The 16287-nt window shown below is 68.9% G+C and carries 12 protein-coding genes and 2 pseudogenes; 2 read left to right on the top strand and 12 right to left on the bottom strand.

The window, feature by feature from the left end; translation table 11 throughout:
* Nucleotides 1-207: 207 nt before the first annotated feature.
* From OHA30_RS03900 to OHA30_RS03890, 3 genes and pseudogenes are all read right to left on the bottom strand, one after another.
* Nucleotides 208-411 carry a cold-shock protein gene (locus OHA30_RS03900; protein ID WP_033176667.1) on the bottom strand — a complete coding sequence of 68 codons (204 nt, stop codon included), beginning with the start codon at nucleotides 409-411 and terminating at the stop codon, nucleotides 208-210.
* A 617-nt stretch (nucleotides 412-1028) separates the two neighbouring features.
* Nucleotides 1029-1131 (bottom strand): annotated as a pseudogene (locus tag OHA30_RS03895) (transcriptional regulator); the annotation flags it as partial.
* Nucleotides 1132-1158: 27 nt separating this feature from the next.
* Nucleotides 1159-1599 (bottom strand): hypothetical protein, encoded by a 441-nt coding sequence (locus OHA30_RS03890; protein ID WP_328912378.1) that lies wholly within the window; start codon nucleotides 1597-1599, stop codon nucleotides 1159-1161.
* 834 nt (nucleotides 1600-2433) lie between these two features.
* Here OHA30_RS03890 and OHA30_RS03885 point away from each other — a divergent pair.
* Complete coding sequence (locus tag OHA30_RS03885; RefSeq protein ID WP_328912377.1) at nucleotides 2434-2571, top strand: hypothetical protein; 138 nt, start codon at nucleotides 2434-2436, stop codon at nucleotides 2569-2571.
* Between the two features lie 547 nt (nucleotides 2572-3118).
* Here OHA30_RS03885 and OHA30_RS03880 read toward each other — a convergent pair.
* The 3 genes from OHA30_RS03880 to OHA30_RS03870 form a co-directional block, all read right to left on the bottom strand.
* A complete protein-coding gene (locus tag OHA30_RS03880; protein ID WP_328912376.1) occupies nucleotides 3119-3733 on the bottom strand; it encodes a TetR/AcrR family transcriptional regulator in 615 nt (204 codons plus the stop codon).
* Nucleotides 3733-4581 carry an oxidoreductase gene (locus OHA30_RS03875; protein WP_328912375.1) on the bottom strand — a complete coding sequence of 283 codons (849 nt, stop codon included), beginning with the start codon at nucleotides 4579-4581 and terminating at the stop codon, nucleotides 3733-3735. Before OHA30_RS03875 ends, OHA30_RS03880 begins: the two co-directional genes overlap by 1 nt.
* Nucleotides 4582-5367: 786 nt before the next feature.
* Nucleotides 5368-7959, bottom strand: coding sequence for a DUF7507 domain-containing protein (locus OHA30_RS03870; RefSeq protein WP_328912374.1), 2592 nt, complete (start codon nucleotides 7957-7959; stop codon nucleotides 5368-5370).
* An 812-nt stretch (nucleotides 7960-8771) separates the two neighbouring features.
* Here OHA30_RS03870 and OHA30_RS03865 point away from each other — a divergent pair.
* On the top strand, nucleotides 8772-9269 hold the full coding sequence (locus tag OHA30_RS03865) for a hypothetical protein (RefSeq protein WP_328912373.1): 498 nt from the start codon (nucleotides 8772-8774) through the stop codon (nucleotides 9267-9269).
* Between the two features lie 214 nt (nucleotides 9270-9483).
* On the opposite strand, the gene OHA30_RS03860 is transcribed toward OHA30_RS03865, so the two are convergent.
* The 6 genes and pseudogenes from OHA30_RS03860 to OHA30_RS03835 form a co-directional block, all read right to left on the bottom strand.
* Nucleotides 9484-10926, bottom strand: coding sequence for a pyridoxal phosphate-dependent aminotransferase (locus OHA30_RS03860; protein ID WP_328912372.1), 1443 nt, complete (start codon nucleotides 10924-10926; stop codon nucleotides 9484-9486).
* Nucleotides 10927-11416: 490 nt separating this feature from the next.
* Nucleotides 11417-12316 carry a LysR substrate-binding domain-containing protein gene (locus OHA30_RS03855; protein WP_328912371.1) on the bottom strand — a complete coding sequence of 300 codons (900 nt, stop codon included), beginning with the start codon at nucleotides 12314-12316 and terminating at the stop codon, nucleotides 11417-11419.
* A 109-nt stretch (nucleotides 12317-12425) separates the two neighbouring features.
* A complete protein-coding gene (locus OHA30_RS03850; RefSeq protein WP_328912370.1) occupies nucleotides 12426-13766 on the bottom strand; it encodes an MFS transporter in 1341 nt (446 codons plus the stop codon).
* A 277-nt stretch (nucleotides 13767-14043) separates the two neighbouring features.
* Nucleotides 14044-14256: pseudogene (locus tag OHA30_RS03845) on the bottom strand (hypothetical protein); the annotation flags it as partial.
* 310 nt (nucleotides 14257-14566) lie between these two features.
* Entirely contained in the window at nucleotides 14567-15043 is a 477-nt protein-coding gene (locus OHA30_RS03840; RefSeq protein ID WP_328912369.1) for a hypothetical protein, read from the bottom strand.
* Between the two features lie 431 nt (nucleotides 15044-15474).
* On the bottom strand, nucleotides 15475-16182 hold the full coding sequence (locus OHA30_RS03835; protein ID WP_328912368.1) for a 2-phosphosulfolactate phosphatase: 708 nt from the start codon (nucleotides 16180-16182) through the stop codon (nucleotides 15475-15477).
* Nucleotides 16183-16287: the final 105 nt, after the last annotated feature.

The following is a 16287-nucleotide window of genomic DNA, read 5'->3' as shown; positions in this document are numbered from 1 at the left end:
AGCTGTCCGGTCGTTCCCGTGGACACCAGCGGTACTCACACGCCCGATGGCGGACCGGGGCTGGGCTCCCCGCTGCGGCAGAGGCGCTCCTCCGGGCGGCCGGGAAGGCGCGCGGGCTGCCACGGCGGCCGGGGGCCGCAGGGGAAAGCAGTAGGCCGGGGCCCGCACCCCAAGGTGCGGGCCCCGGCCTACTGCTACGCGTGAGCGTCAGGCGGGAACGATGTTCTCGGCCTGCGGGCCCTTCTGGCCCTGCGTGACGTCGAACGAAACCTTCTGGCCTTCCTGCAGCTCGCGGAAGCCGGAAGCGGCGATGTTCGAGTAGTGAGCGAACACGTCAGCGCCGCCACCGTCCTGCTCGATGAAGCCGAAACCCTTTTCCGCGTTGAACCACTTCACGGTGCCAGTAGCCATGTCATATCTCCTTCGGGGCAGTGCCCGGAGCCCGCACTGTGCGGCCTCCGCGTCGCCGCGAGGTTGCCCCATCCGGAATGCACCGGAAATACAAAAGTGCTTCCACCGCTTACAGCGGCGAAGGCACTTGAAGTCTTTGGGAACCACAACTGCAACTGGGGAAACCATAGCATGCCACCAGCGCTTATGTCGGATCTCTGATTACTGGCCGCTAAGGCACGAAAGGCTACGGTCGGTCTGCTGGTATTTCTGTGCTTGCGGCGTCAGATATTCCACGTCCGCCCGGGCATACTCCGCTCCGAAAGCGGCGCAGGGCCCCGGTGCCGGAGCAGCAGCGCCTCCCACCGCAGCCATGTCCAGTCTGCGGGAGCTACCGCGTTGACGGCTCCTACGGCATCCGGTTCACGGCGCTGCCGCACACCGTCGACTGCAAGGACTGCCGGAGCGAGATCCCGGCTCGGGACCCTGGCCCCGAGGGGCCGACTGAGCGCTCGCAGGCGCTCAGGAGTTGAAGCGGACCCCTGCTTCCTCCCGGCTTTGACGGGTCGGCGGACAGGATGCCGGGCGGGAGGCCGTCACCGTACGGTAGGCATCTCGCGCCGCCTGCACCCCCGGTAACAGTCCGGCGAAGGCCGGGCTCTTGAGAAGCAGTTCGCCGACGAGCTGGGTGAGGTCGGGGCCGTCGGGGACGGTGCCGGCCGGCGCACGCGGGCGGGCGACGCGTATGTGGGCTGGTGATCTCCCCGGTCAGCGGCGGCCGGTGGCCAGGATGACGAGGAACTGGCCGCCGCCCGGCTCGATGTCGGCGGTCACCGGCAGCCCCGGTACCAGCCGGGAGAACCGGTCCACCAGCCAGTCCGCCGCCTGCTGGGCGTCCCGCCGGGTCGGACAACGGCCCACCATCTCGCGACCCCCCTTGCGCTCCAGTCTCCCGGCAACGGTGATCAGCGGCGCGGGTTCGACCACGTACAGGCGGTCCGGCCAGGCGATGACCACCTCGACCGCGCCCTTGCGGGTGTTGCACCCGCGGTGCGCGAGCCGCTCGGCGACCTTGGCCTTCCGGTCGGCGGTCCGGCTGTCCACGCTGGGCCCCCGCGGGTCGTTCACCGACATCTCGGGGTCGACGGGTTCGTCGCACACCCAGCACCGCCAGCCGTCGCGCTCGGCCACATCATCGAGGAGACTCATTCGAGCAAACTACCGCGCCCGGCCGCTACCCCGCACGCCTGTGCCGCGGCGGGCAACGGTCCAGCCGGTCCAGCCGTCGGCCGGGCAAAGCAACTCTCCGTAGTCAGGGGAACGACAAAACCCAACCTGTGATCTCGAATCAGCCGCGATGCCAGGCTGCCAATAGACGACCGCTTCCATACCCCGGTCACACCGAGGACGTGAACAAAACGGGCATAAGGCGGTGCGCGTCATATCGCCGGCCCACCCTTCTCGGGTTGGAATTTCCGGGCGCGGCCGGAGGCGTCATCACGGTTGGCACACCATACGGTTCCTCCGCCTGCCCTTTCTCCACCACCGCAGCCTCGAACCGCTCTCCCGAGACCGTCCCTACCATCCGTCAGCCGGAACATCCGCAGGCCACACCCCTTGCGCCTGCTCAAACGGGTGGCAGAGCACGTGCATTGGCAAGCCCCCGCTGGGCAGCCAACGCGACCTCGACTGTGTCGCGGAGCTGGCTCGGACGGGCTTCACGGGCCCGCTGTACGGCTCGCAGGATCCGTGAGCGCTTCGAGCCGCGGTTCCCCGATGTCGCGCCGCACCGGTGCCGGCACGCCTTCGCCACAGCCACCCTGGAGAAGCTGGTGGAGGGCCATTACCGGCAGGCCGCTCGGCTCGCCGCGGCGCCCGGGGACGCGCCCGGGCTCGCGCTCTACCTGCTGAAGGCCGATCCGCTGCTGATCCTGCGGGACCTGCTGGGGCACTCCAGCGTGGTCACGACGGAGGTCCACCTCAAGCGCCTGGAGGTGCACCGGATCTACCGCGCGGCCCGGGAGAGGACCCACGGAGCCATCGATGCTCAACCAGCGGCTCACCGGCAAACTCGCCCGCACCAACACAGAGTTCACCCTCCTCAAGGAGCGTCACCGGCTACTGCTGTCGGTCCTGGCGGCCAAGGACGACGAACTCGAACGGCTTCGGCGCGCGAGCTGAGTACGTTCGCCGGTACGCATGCCATCCCGGCTCGCAACCACGAGCTGGGGGACGGCGCCACGAGCGTCGTCCCCCTCACTCGCCGCTGATGTCACACCCGGCGTGATCGGGCCTGACCACTCAAGTACATCCCGTTCATCCCCGCTTGAAATCTCGCCCGGACTCGGCCCCGACGCCACGAGCGACACTCTTGTCGGCCCGATCGTCCATTGCGCCCTGACGGGGTCGAGTGTTCACCGCGGTCTGGCGGAAACCTTCGTCGAGGGCCTGCGCAGGCCCCGCTCACATTGAGCGTCCGCTCAGCTGTTCGGCAGCCTGATCAGGCAGGCGCCTCGTCCCTGGGCCAAGGGCTGTCCCGTACGTGACCTTCCAGGTCTCGCAACCTGATCCGGAAGGCCCGTACACGGGAGTTGTGGACACCACCTCCCGTTGATCGGGCTGGGAGAGGACGTTGTGCCTCGCGGGATTTCCGCCGGCGGAGTGCCTGGACGGTGGGCTTCGGAGTCACGGGGTTCGGTTTCGCGCCTCACCGTCCACACCGGATGCATCAGGTGATCAGGCCGGCGCTGATCAGCCAGATGTGTTCGCAGGTCGAAGATGCCTTTTGCAACTCCTCGCGGGACTCCTGCGAGGCGTGGTAGAAAGTCCGCTCGATCATCCAGCACAGGGCGCGTGCCATCGCCGACGCTTGCTCCGGTTCGGTGCCGGCCTCAACGCCGGCTCGTTCCAGGACGGCGGCGATGGCTGCGATGAACAAGTCAGCTGTGCGGCTCCACAGCTCGCCGATCTCCGACACGGTCAACGACAGGTCGATCGCCGTGCGCATGACCAGGCCGTGCTCGTTCCACAGCTCGACCGTGCGCCGCATGGCCGCTGCGATGGCCTGGCGTGGCTCGTCGGTCTGCGCGGTGGCCCGGGACCGCTCCCACAGGTGCTCCACGGTCCGGGCCACGAGCGCCGTGACCACTTCCTGCTTGGAGCCGAAGTAGAAGTACAGGGCGCCACGCGTGATGCCGGCGCCCTGCGCGATGTCGCCAACGGTCATGGCGTCATAGCCCTGTTGCGCCAGCAGAGCTTCGCAGGTGTCGAGGATGGCCCGCTCCCGGACGTCACCCTTGCGTTCGGTGGTGCGTCGGCTCTGCGCGGGGTGGTGGCCGGGCATCAGAGCTGAGCGCCCTCGGCGAAGTCGGTGGTACGGGAGAGCGTCTCCCACGCGCGGATGTCCTCGTCCACGGCCGTGCGCGCGGCGGTGACCAGTCGCAGCGCGTCCGAGCCCAGGACGAGGTGGGCCGGCGGCTGGTCGACCGACGCGATGTGCACGACGGCGTCCCCGGCCTTGGCCGGATTGCCCAGCTGGTTCCCGCTGGCTTTCTGCCGTGCTTCACGGATGGGGGTGAACAGCTCGTCGTAGTCGTCGATGGACTGCGCGGTGCGTGTCATGGACTGTCCGGCCCAGTCGGTGCGGAAGGACCCGGGCTCGATCGCCGTCACGTGGATCCCGAATTGTGCGACCTCCTTGCCCAGTGCCTCAAGGATGCCTTCCAGGGCGAACTTGCTGCCGCAGTAGGCGGACATGCCGGGCACGGCCATCAGCCCGCCCATGGAGGTGACGGCCATCAGGTGTCCGCGTCGGCGCCGGCGCATGTGGGGCAGGGCCGCCCGCAGCGTGGCCACTGTTCCGAATACGTTGACCTCGAACTGCCGCCGCACGTCGGCCAGCGGCGTCTCCTCGAAGGTGCCCTCCAGGCCGTAGCCCGCGTTGGCGACGACGACATCCAGGGGGCCGACGCTCTGCTCCACCTCCGTGATCACACTCGAGACGGCGGCGTCGTCGGTCACATCCAGGATGCGGCCGTGAGCGTACCCGGGTTTGAGCCCTTCGAAGGCCCGCAGGTCCTCCGCGGAGCGGACCGTGCCGACAACGGTGTGCCCGGCGGTCAGGGCGGCTTGGGCGAAGGCACGTCCAAGGCCCGTGCTGACGCCGGTGATGAGCCACTTCTGCTGCTGCACTGCTCCTCCAGAAAGGTCTCGCGAGGAGCTGGGCTGCCCCACACCCAGAAAGTCTACACAACGTCGAGTTTTATCAACGTGATGTTGATTCTGTCACGGTTCCAGACCTGGGACGCCGAGCAGTGGCTCGGCCTGCGGTCCCCGGTCGCGCCGCCCGCTTCAGCTCGTGCCCGAAAGGGGGTGGAGTGCCCGGCCGTCAGCCTTCGTCGTCTTCGACGGCGTCCGTGTCCCGGCCGGGGCCGCCGGCCCTGATGTTGAACAGATAACGGCCCAGGAACTCGCATTCTTGCCAGGGCGAGCGTTCCTCGGGCAACGCCCCCGGAATCCGGCTCGGGAGGTGTCTCGTTCGAGGTCAGCCAGGGCTCGCAGAATAGGATTGCAGATGTCCGGAATGCTACCCACCACGAAAGATCGTCGACCGGTCAGACGCCGTCTGGAACCTTCCGGCCCCGCCTTACGACGCGGCCGGAAGATAAAGAACAAGCTTGGTGCCTGTTTGCAAAGCTGCTGTGAGTGTTCTGCCAGCTCAGGATTCGAACAGGGCCGATGCTTGAGTTTGACCGCCGGCGGACCGCGGGCTTTCCGAGGCAGTGTTGGGAAGTATCCGAGCGTGGGGCCCGTCTCCATCTCGCGGCGGCTATGGTTCCTGGCCCTCGCGGGCCGGGCCAGGCGGAGCCGGCCGCGGGGTGTGCGGACGCGTAGGTGGATCCCTGCCTGAGCAGGCGGGCGGGCACCCTCCACCGGGTGGTGGCGGGTGCCCGCGCGGTCACTTGTGTGCAGGTCGTGTCACGTAGAGCGGCAGTAGCCCGTCCCGTGGCACGGCTTCGGCTTGGGATTGCAGTGCTTGCCGTAGGTGTCGTGGCAGGGCTTGGGCGTCGGCTTCGGTTTGGGGTCGCAGTGCTTGCCGTACGTGTCGTGGCACGGCTTCGGGTTCTTCTCGATGGTGATGGTGGCCTGGTCCTGGTTGGACCGGACGCTGCCGCCTTCAGCGGTGGCGACCGCGGTGTTGGTGACGCTGCCGCGTTCTGCGTCGGCCTGGGTGACGGTGTACGTGCCGGTGCAGGTGGTGCTGTCACCGGGCTGTCCGGCCGGGGCGAGGGTGGTCGCAGCGCAGGTCACCCCGGTCACCCGGTTGTCGGTGACGCCGACGCCGGTCAGTGTCGTGTCACCGGTGTTCGTGAGGGTGTAGGTGTATGCCACCTGGTCGCCGACGGCGTAGGTGCGGGAGTTGTCCACTGTCTTCGTCAGCTGCAACCCCGGCTCTCCCCTGGTCTGCAGGGTGACGCTGTCGGGTTCCGAGACCACCTGTGTGGTGCCGGACTGCCCCTGCGCGGCGGCGATGTTGACGACTGTTCCGCGTTCTGCGTCGGCCTGGGTGACGGTGTAGGTGCCGGTGCAGTTGGTGGTCGCGCCCGGGGCCAGCGTGGTGGCCTGGCAGGTCACGTTCGGCACGAGGTCGTCGGTGACGCCGACGCCGGTCAGTGTCGTGTCGCCGGTGTTGGTGACGGTGTAGGTGTACGTCACGATGTCGCCGGCCTGGTAGGTCCGGGTGGTGTCGGCTGATTTCTGCAGCTGCAGCCCTGGCACGGAGGCGACCGCCACGGTTGCCTCGTCGGGTGGCGAGGTGACCGGGGTGGTTCCGGCCTGTCCTTGGGCGGTGGCGGTGTTGGTGATCGAGCCGGCCGTTGCGTCCGCCGCGGTGACGGTGTAGCTGCCGGTGCAGGTGGTGCTGTCACCGGGCTGTCCGGCCGGGGCGAGGGTGGTCGCCTGGCAGGTCACCCCGGTCACCCGGTTGTCGGTGACGGTGACGTCCGTCAGTTGCTGGGGGCCGGTGTTGGTGACGGTGTACGTGTACGGCACTGTTTCGCCGACCTCGTACGCGCGGGTCTCGTCCGCCGACTTCTCGATCCGGATGCCGGGCCCGGCCTGGACGGGGAGGGTGACATCGTCGGGCGGCGAGGTAACCGGGGTGGTTCCGGCCTGGCCGTGCGCGGTAGCGGTGTTGGTGAGCGAACCGGCCACTCCATCCGCCGCGGTGACGGTGTAGCTGCCGGTGCAGGTGATCGTCTCACCGACCGCGAGGGTCGTCTGCGGGCAGGTGATGCCGGTGACCTTGTCGTCGGTCACGGCCACGCCCGTCACCGGGACCATGCCGGTGTTGGTCACCACGTACTGGTAGGGAACTTGCGTGCCCGGCGTCAGCGGGGTTTCCAGTGGCGGGTCCTGGGAGACCTGCTTGACCAGGTTGAGCTGGGGCAGTGCGGCAGCCGGGTGAACGGTGACGTTCCGGATGAGGTGGACGTCGGTGAACAGCCCGGTCGACGCGGCGAAGCCGAACTTGTACGTGCTGGGAACCGGCTGGGGCGCCGGAGTGGACAGCACCTGCTGGCTGCCGTTGCCGTCGTGGAAGTCGATGGCGACCGTGAGTACCGGGTTGGGCGACGGGGAGATCTCGATGGTCACCGTGCGGCGTGAGGGCTCCAGCAGTGCTTCGGCCTCCTCGGGTGTGGAGTCCGGCGGCAGCGTGGTGGTCGGCCCCTGCAGTTGTCCCGGCAGCGTCGAGGGCCAGGGTGGCGTCGTGGAGAAGTTGCTGGTCGTCGCGTCGAGGAAGCAGTAGCCCTCGGTACCGTTGCCCGGCCCGCGCACGGTCACCATGTTCGCGCCCGGTGCCGGGATCCGGAACTGCGTACCGGCCGGCGAGCGGGTGGCGCAGCCGTTGCCGCGGTGTTCCCAGTCACCGAAGTAGTTGCCGAGCACATCCAGGCCGACACCCACGTAGCCGTGGTTGACGCCCGGCAGGAACGTCTCGTTCGGGTCGTCGTTGGGAAGCTTCTGCGCGTAGCCGAGGCTGCCGCCGAAGGCCCCGGGCGCGGTCAGCGACGCGGCGCCGTCGATGAGGAAGAACGAGATGCCGTCGGCCGGAGGGTTGGTCGTTCCTCCGTACTGCCACTGGTCGAAGGAGGTGACCAGGCCCTGGTTCGCCGGGAGGGCATGGTTGTAGAGGACCGCGGCGGACTGGTCGTTGGACGCGTCGGTCAGCCGCAGGTAGCCGTTCGGTGCGGCGTTGTTCGGCGGCACGGGACCGGTCCCGCCTGCCGGGCAGCCGGTCAGCGGGTGGGTACCAGGACCGGGCGCCGGAGCCTCGGGCGCACCCGTCAGGCAGGCGGGCCCGAACGCCTCGAACCCCGCCATGGCACTGGCCCCGGTGAACGTCTCGTTCACCAGGGGCACGCCCACGGGCTGCGCGGCGGCCATCTGGCCCGGCATCCCCACCGAGGCCGCCACCAGCCCCAGCACACCCAGCCCTCCGGCGGCCCACCGCCCGAGCCGGCTCTGCCCGTGCCTCACCGCCGGGGAACGCAGGTGTTTGGAAGTCATATCGCGAAAGGTAGAGACTCGCCCCGGCACCGCGGCAGGACACGCCCCATGGCCGCGGCTCCCCCCCTGTCGGCGTACGCGGCCGGATGAGGGGTCGACCCTGAAGATGCCTGTTCTGAGCCGGCCATGGCGTGATAGCCAGTGGGGTCTCGGTATTTGGCCAGCTCAGAATCCGAACGGCAGGGTGCGAGCGGTGAGGTCGGCTGGTCGACGGTTGAGGGGCGGCCCCGCGCTGTCGCGGATTTGCCCGATGGAGCCGTCATGGTGGTGCGACAATCAGGCCGGTGCGGGGGCTCGGTGACCTCTCGGTGAGACTGACCCCGGCCGGGGCCGAGATGATCAGTCTCGTTGGGCCTCGCGGGAGGCGGTCTGTCCGCTCCTGCGGGAGCTTCGGCGGGTGATCCGCCTGGTCATGAGTGTCATGAGTGTGATGGCTGCCCAGGTGATGAGCGATTCGGAGTGCTGGATGAGGCGTTCGTAGTCGCGTGCGTCAGCCACATGGTCGATCCCCTCAGGTGGAGTCCGGCTTCGTAGCTCTCGGGTGCCTTGTCGTAGCGGGTGGCCGGGCCACGAGCTACCCGCCCGGCACGCTTCCGGCGGAGCGCGCGGGCCGCCCGGCGTGCCGCTGATGTCGATGCGTGTCGGCGAGGACCTGTCCACCGGCGAAGCCGCGTCGAACGCCGGGCGCAGCCGCTGGTCGATCGCTCCCATGGGGAGAATCCGGGCGGTCGGCGTTTGATACGGCCTGGACGGCGAGGGCGGCGAGAGCGCGATGGAGATCCGGCATCCGTCTCGTATGGATGATCAGGTCCATGCTCATGAGCCGAGGCAGTTTCGATGATGTTCCGCTGGCCGCACTGTTCCCACAGCTGACACACGCCGACATGGAGGCCATGCGTGTCGTGGCCGGCGCCGTCGATGCGGCTCGCGTCAAAGGGGAGGCACCGCAGTGGGAATGGGCACCGGGGCATGCCCGGTTTCCTGGTCCGCAGCCCGGTGTGGCCGTGGTCCTCATGGCCGACGTCATCGTGCATGCGGACGGAGGCGACCGGCTTGAGTTCTGGCTGCAGGTGTTCTGGACGGATCAAGGGCGGCTCGCTGTGAACGCGGCGGTGAACGTGGCTTGCTGGTGCGAGACCGACCACGCCACCCATGACATCGACGAACTCACGCTGGTTGTTGACGAGGGGAGGTCACTGGCCCATGCGTTTGCGGCAGGCTCTGAGCGACTGGTCGGCCGGCTGATGGATCCGCATGACGCGGACTACTGGCGGGACCGAGCGGCTCTGCCGCCCCGCTGGACGCGTTAGGGACCCGGCGGGTTCAGGGCAGGCTCGATGAGGAAGTCCCGGTCGTGCAGGCTGCGTTGGTGTCACGCTCGATGGCGGCAAGTCGGTCAAGGTCTTCACCGGCAACGTCGAAACGCTCCGCAACGAGCAGCGGCGCCGGGCCGGAGCAGCGCCATCAGCGGGAATCGCGCAGGTGCCAGACGCGGTGTTGACTGGTGGAGTGTCTGGAAGGCGGCTACGCCCGGGACTTCAGCAGGCTCAGGGCCTTGCCCACCTTGTCGACTGCTTCGCAGACCTCCGCGGGCTGGCGGGCGGTGTAGCAGAGGCGGAAGAAGCCGGGGGCGGGGCTGTGCATCACACCGCCGGGGAGCAGCGACACCTCGGTGGGCGCCGCGCGGAGGTAGTCGAAGAGGCACTGCTCCCGCGGGTCGAGGTCGGCGGCGTTGAGCGGGAGGGGCGTGGCATTGCCCGTGGGCGGTACGCACAGGTCGAGGTAGTCCCTGAGGTCGAGCCAGAAGAACTGGGCCGCATTGTCGCCGTCGCGGTGGGTGTATGTGATGCCGTTGTGCTTCAGACGGTCCTTGACCTTGTCGAAACTGGTGCTGAGGAGATCGCGGTAGGTCCGCATGGCGTAGGCGGTGTAGAGCTCGGATCCGGGGCCGTTGACGGCGGCGGACAGGACGGCGCCGACGACGTAGTGCTTGAGCGAGTCGAAGGGGGTGAACCAGGACATGGGGTGCCGCTTTTCCGCGCCGGGGTCTGTGCTGCCCAGCATGGCGTTGTGGACCGCGGTGTTCTGGGAGACGACGAATCCGGTGCGGAGGCCCGAGAGCCCGAAGTCCTTGGCGAAGCCCCAGACGACGTGGATGCGGCTGGGGTGCTCGGTGTAGGCGTCCAGGGCGACGGCGCTGGTGAACGGCGTTGCGGTGTCCCGGAGTTGGGAGTGGCAGTAGATCTCGTCGGAGATGATGTGCAGGTCGGTGTCGCTGAGCGCCCAGGTGTAGATGTCCTCCAGCAGCGTCTTGGAGTAGTTGACGCCCAGCGGGTTGTGCGGGTTGGTGAGGACGAGCAGCCTGGGCGCCTTGCCGGTCTGCTTCCTGTGCTCCTCGTACTGCTTCTTGATGAGGTCGAGTGTGAGGTGGAAGGCCGCAGGGCCCTCGGTGGGCAGATTCACCGGGACGCAGGTCAGCTTGGGCCGCTGTTCGAACGACCAGTTGAAACCCTGCCAGTACGGCGCCGGAATCAGCACCGCGTCGCCGTCCACCAGCGGCGGCGGCCCGCCGGGCACACTGTCCTTGAGCGCGAACGCCAGGCACTCCAGCGCGGAGGCGACACCCGCCGTGCCGAAGACGTTTTCCGCTTCCACGCTGCGGCCGAACGCCTCGGTCAGCAGGGCGGCCACCTGCTGACGCAGTACCGGGGTGCCGTACGGGGGGAAGTAGTGGATGTACTGCTCGGGCAGCAGGCCGGTGTCGGCGAACACCATCTTCTGCATCGAGTCGTCGTAGACGAGGACGTTCTCCGCCACGGACAGGTCGACCGCGGTGTCCGGTGCCAGATGCTGGTGGTAGAAGGCGAGCGCCTGCTCCAGGTCGGGCATCCGCGCGAGGAGGGCGGCGGCCTCCTCGGGTGAGGTGGACGCGTTCTGGCCGGTGGAGACAGCGTTGGTCGTCGTCATGTGCTGATGTTCCTTGTCCCGGCAGCGGGGCAGCGGGCCGCACGGCGAACCTTCAAGCGGTTTGTACCCGCATGGCCCAGCCGACCGCCCGTCGCCGAACGCTGCCGGTGGTCGGTGGCCGTCGGGAAATGTCGGCCCACGCACTGACGCTCGGGTGTCGGGCCCGGGCCGGACCATGGGCGGGGCGGCCCCGTAGGTTTGGGGCGGGCCGCCAGGTGTCTCTTGCGGGTGAATGCCGCTGAGGAAGCGGACGGGTGGCCCAGGCCAAGTTGGCCACTGGTCGTTGCTCTGCACGCCGGGCTTGAGGATCTGTCCGCCGAGAGAGGCAAGCCGGGCGTCGTGGGCGTCCATGATGCGCCAGGGACCTTCGGCGGCGTGCATCGGCACCGGGAAGAAGACCCATTTCCCCGACGGACAGGTCCACCTCCCCTCCGCCACCGAGGTCCGCGGCCACCTTGTCCGCGCCCGCCGCACCGGTCGGCTTCCCCGCTCAGTCGAGGACGGGCCGGTCCAGGGCCACAATGAACATGCCCAAGTCGCGGCGCCGTGACCCGGCCGGCCAGACCGCCCAGGTGCGCCGGGTGATCGGATGACCGGCCAGGGGTGACCAGGCGATCGCGGGCGGCAGTGTTCGCGCCCACTCGTTCGGCGCCAGGGCGAAGGCCCGGCGGGTGCCCACAGCGGCCAGTTTGACCTCCAAGGTCAGATCGTGTCCGTCCGGCGGCTGTGCGCCGATAGCGAGGCCGTGGCTGCGGAGGATCGAGGTGAGCTCGTCGTACCAGGCGGGACTGCCCGAGCGGGGAAACCCCACCCACTCCAGCCGGTCAAGCGCCTCCAGCGGGATGCCGTCCGGGCCGCTCAGCTCGACGGCGCAGTCGGCGGGCAGTATCACCCCCAGGTGCTCCTTGACCACGAGCATGGTGTCGAGCTCCTGGCCGGTGGGCCGCTCCCGCAGCAGGCCGAGGTCAAGCTCGCCGGCCCGCAGAGCGGCGAGCTGGCCGGCGGTGGACAGGTGACGCGCCTGCACCCTGGTGTCCGGGCATTGCTCGGCGAACCGGGCCAGCGCGGAAACCAGCAGATCGGACGGCAGCTCCAGCGGGATCCCCACCCGCAGCACACCGCTGCCGACGTTCATGAACTCCGCCATCACCCGTACGGCCTGGTCGTACCGGGCCAGCACCGCCCGTGCCTCACCCAGAAACGTCTGCCCCGCCTCCGTTGCCTGTACCCCCCGGCTGCTGCGCACCAGGAGCTTGACCCCGAACTCGCGCTCCAGTCCGTTCATCGCCTTGGACAGCCCAGGCTGGCTGACGTGCAGCCGGCGGGCCGCCGGCGACATCCCGCCCTCCTCGACCACCGCTACGAACGCCCTCAGCTCGCGCAACTCCATGGCACCATCGCATCACACCGGGCCGCGGCATGCCACGGAGCCCAGGTTCGCAGGTCGCGGCCGTCCGGACCACGGGCTCCGGAGTGGGGGCACGGTCAGCCGCGGGACCTCAGCACCGTCTCCTGCCCGGCGTCAGGGCGGCGGCGGCGCGTCGCTCGGCCCGGTGCAGCAGGGCGATGGCGACACCGGTGGCCGCGCTGAGCGCGATCATCGCCCACAGCACTACGTGGAAGGCGTCGGCGTAGGCGCCGGCGTGCCCGGTGGCTCCGGCGGCGACCCTGTCCGCGATGCCGGGGGTGGCTACGGATCCCCTGATCAGCCAGGCCAGCACGCCGGAGTAGGCGCCGATGACCACGGCTTCACTGCCCAGTCGCATGAAGTTCAGCACCCCGGCGGCGGTTCCGCTGCTGCGCGCAGGCACTGAACCGATGGCCTCGCCGTCCACCAGCCCGAGCGGCAGCCCGAAGGAGAAGCCGAGCAGGATCATCGGCACGATGATCAGGCCGAGTGGTGTGTGGGAGTTGAGCAGGAACATCCCGAGGTCGCCGACCACCAGGAGGACCAGCGAGACGTAGACCACCGCCATCGCGGTGAGCCGGGGGAAGCGCGCCATCAACCGACTGCTGGTGATCGGCCCCAGCAGGACGGGCACCGTCATCGGCAGCATGAACAGGCCGGCGGCCCCGGCGCTCATGTCGCGTACGGCGCTGAGCGCCACCGGCAGATAGGTCAGCAGCGTCACGAACCCGAACGCCGCCGCCACCGGCACCAGGCTCATCGCCAGGAAACGCCGGTTGCGCAACAGCGAGAAGTCGATCAGTCTGCGACCGGGGTCACGCTCGTGCCGGACGTCCGGGATGATCCAGCTGAGCAGAAGAGCCACCGCCGCGAAGATCCCGAAGACGACGAAGATTGACCGCCAACCCGTCCAGGCCACGATCAGCCCTGAGACGGTCGGGCCCAGCGCCACGCCGAGCCCCAGAACACCCCCGAACAGCGCGAAGTTACGGGCTCTGGCCTGCGGACCGTAAGCGTTGGACAGGATGGCAGCTGAGCCGGTGAAGATGGCCGCGCCGGCCACGCCCGCCAGCAGCCGGGCAATGTCCAGCATCACCAGGCCGGCGGCCACGGTGCTCACTACGGAGGCGGCCACCAAGAGTGCGGCGCCGATCACGAAGGTCGGTTTGTAACCCACCCGGTCCGAGAGCACACCCCAGATCAGGGTGAAGATCGCGAACGCGGTGTTGAACCCGTTGATGGCCCACTGGAGCAGCGCGGGGCTGGAGCCGAGGTCGTCGGCGATGCGCGGCAGGGCGACGGCGGTGCCTGTGATGCCCATCGGTACCACGAACACGGCCAGCAGGATGGCGGGGAGCGCGAGCTTGGAAGGGGCGTGCCGCGAGGTCGCCGGGCCGTTGCCCAGTGAGGTTTCCGACAGCTCTGCCGCCATGATTGATCTCTCGATTCTGTCGCTGTGGATCGCTTGTCACGACCGGTCCCGGGATCGTGGCTCCGGCCGTTCGCCTCCCCCTCAGCGGTGACACCCGCGTCAGACTTCCGGTCCGCCTATACCCGCCGGCGATAGCAGCCATAAGCGACGCGGCCCCGGCCCGCAGGGGCCGCGTCGTCGGCGAAGGGATAAGACGGTTCCCTCTGGCGGATCCCGGCACCGCCCCACCGCGGGCGCGGGTGCCTCTATCACGCACCCCCTTGTCCGGCCTCGGGGATCAATCGGGCAGCGGCCAAGGCTTGTCCCGTAACTGATCTTGAGGTCGATGGGCGCGGTCAGGGGGGATGAGATCCGCTCTCCCCTGTCCGGTGAGGGTGAGGTTGGGCAGGCGGGCGATTCCGAGCATGGCGTGGTGTTCTCCGTCGCCCTGGAGGCGGCGGTCGCGGAGGATTTTCCAGGTCTTCATGCGGGCGTAGACGTGCTCGACGCGGTCGTCAAGCGAGGCTCCACGGGCAGCCTGTCCGGCCCCCGTCGACGCCCTCACGGCGTAGGGCGGCCGCCAGCCAGGCAAAGCAGCGCGGGTTCAGTCCGGTGAACGGTGAACGGTGAAATCCAGGACGGCTCCGACGCCGTGATCACAGCAGGGGAGCCCGGTCGCTGACGCCGACGGGGAGATCGAAATCGTCCCTCGCTCCTTGATCCGCCAGGAGCGTCCCGACGACGCGTTCACCGGTGAGGAGTTCGGCGGCGTCCAGGCTGATCAGCCGCTCCGGCGCCGGCAGTCCGGCGCTGGGCGAGGACTACCGGGACGCCCCACCCGTGGACGGGTCGGCAACCAGGCGGAAGAGGTCGTGCGTCGGGTGCACGTCGACCGGGATGCCCGTCCCGACTTCGATGATCTCCTCCCCGGCGACGAGGTGGCTCGTGGTGAACGGCGGCCGGCCCGGTACGGTGACCAGCATCCGGACCCTGGTGCAGCGGTCGTCCTCGCCGCACCACACGCGCTGTACGGACGTGACCTTGCCCGTGACGCGCACGCCGGCCGTGTCCAGGTCGCGCCACACGCGCAGGTCCCGTGCGGTGCCGACGATGGCCAGGACCAGGACGACCACGGTGAAAGGGGTCCAGACGAGGCCGGTCACAACGATGCCCAGCCTGTCGTCGTCGGGGACGTACCCGCCGATACCGGCCAGCAGGATCAGGGGACCGGCACACACGACCAGAAGCCCGAGCCCGGTCCAGATCGGCTGCTCGAAAAAGCCCGTCGGACGATTCACCGGACCTTCGGCCTCGGTTGTTCCACCGCTCGTCACAGCGTGGCCCGCCCACCGCCGGGAAGGGAGTCCGAGGTATCTCGCAAGCGTCCTGACACAGGCGGATTCTAACGGACCTGATCCAGTCGCCACGGGGGAACTGAGCGTCGTACGGGCCGATCGCGGTGGTGACCAACCGAACCGCCGGCGTCCGGCAACGCGTCCGGCCGGATCTCTACATTCCCACCGGCAAGCGCCAAGGGAAGCCCCGGACCTGGCCAGCATCCCGGTGTACGTGGGGGATGAAGCCGTCGCCAGGACGAGATCAGTGTCGGCGCCACTCGGGTCAGCCACCTGCCGCCACCTCGAACCACCTCCGTCGGGCCATGCAGCTGATGCCGCATACCCGACTGCGTGCCGGTTCTCGCATGGTGAGAGTCGGGCCTCACCGGCGATCAGATCGGGGCGTCGTCGGCCGGCGAGGGCACCGGGCGCTGACGCAGGACCATGAGCGAACTTTCCAAGTCCAAGGTCGCCACCATGGCGAAGGGGAACCGGTCGAGCTCAAGACAGAGTGCGACGTCATCGGGATGGACTCCTTGACGCACACCCTCCGCCAGTTCGGTGGCGGCGCGCGACGCGGCAGCACGGTGGAGGAACTCGGCAGCATCCGTACCGGCCCCGGAAGCGCGCCCAGCGATGTATTGAGCGCACGCCACGTCTTCATCGGCCTGTCCGTCCTCGCCGGTGACCACGAACGTGACGCTGTCGCTCTCGCGCGTCCGCAAGAGCCGGGCCGTTGCCTCCGCCACTACGAAGCTCGCGCACAGCACCAGCGACGCTTCCTTGACCGCAAGGGCGCCGACCGTCCCTGCCGTGGTTTTCTGCACAACGGTCCGTCCGCCAAGGTCAACAGACCGCAGCAGGCCCGGTGAGTTGACGGCGTCGAATCCGGGCGCGGGCGGACCGTCTTTGAGCGTCACCCAGTCCGGGTGGCGAGCCTTGAGGGCCAGGGCCTCGTCCAGCGACTCGGCGAGAACGATCTTTTCGGCCCCCCGGGCAAAGGCCCAGGCAGCCACGGTGAAAGCACGCATGACGTCGACCACGACCGCCACGGACGGGGCTTCGACCAGATCGGCGATGCCAAGGAAACGAGCGTCCATCCCGGTCATGATCGCGCATGCCGACCCGCGACACCATAGGTCATACACACCTCACATCGACGGTCTCGGAATGCGACACCTCCGGCTGCCCGCGTCGCGAAAATC

Origin of the sequence: Streptomyces sp. NBC_00223 (genome assembly GCF_036199905.1) — a bacterium.
Classification (GTDB): Bacteria; Actinomycetota; Actinomycetes; order Streptomycetales; family Streptomycetaceae; genus Actinacidiphila.
Note: the sequence above shows the minus strand (reverse complement) of the source record. Positions and strands in the feature narration are given on the sequence as shown.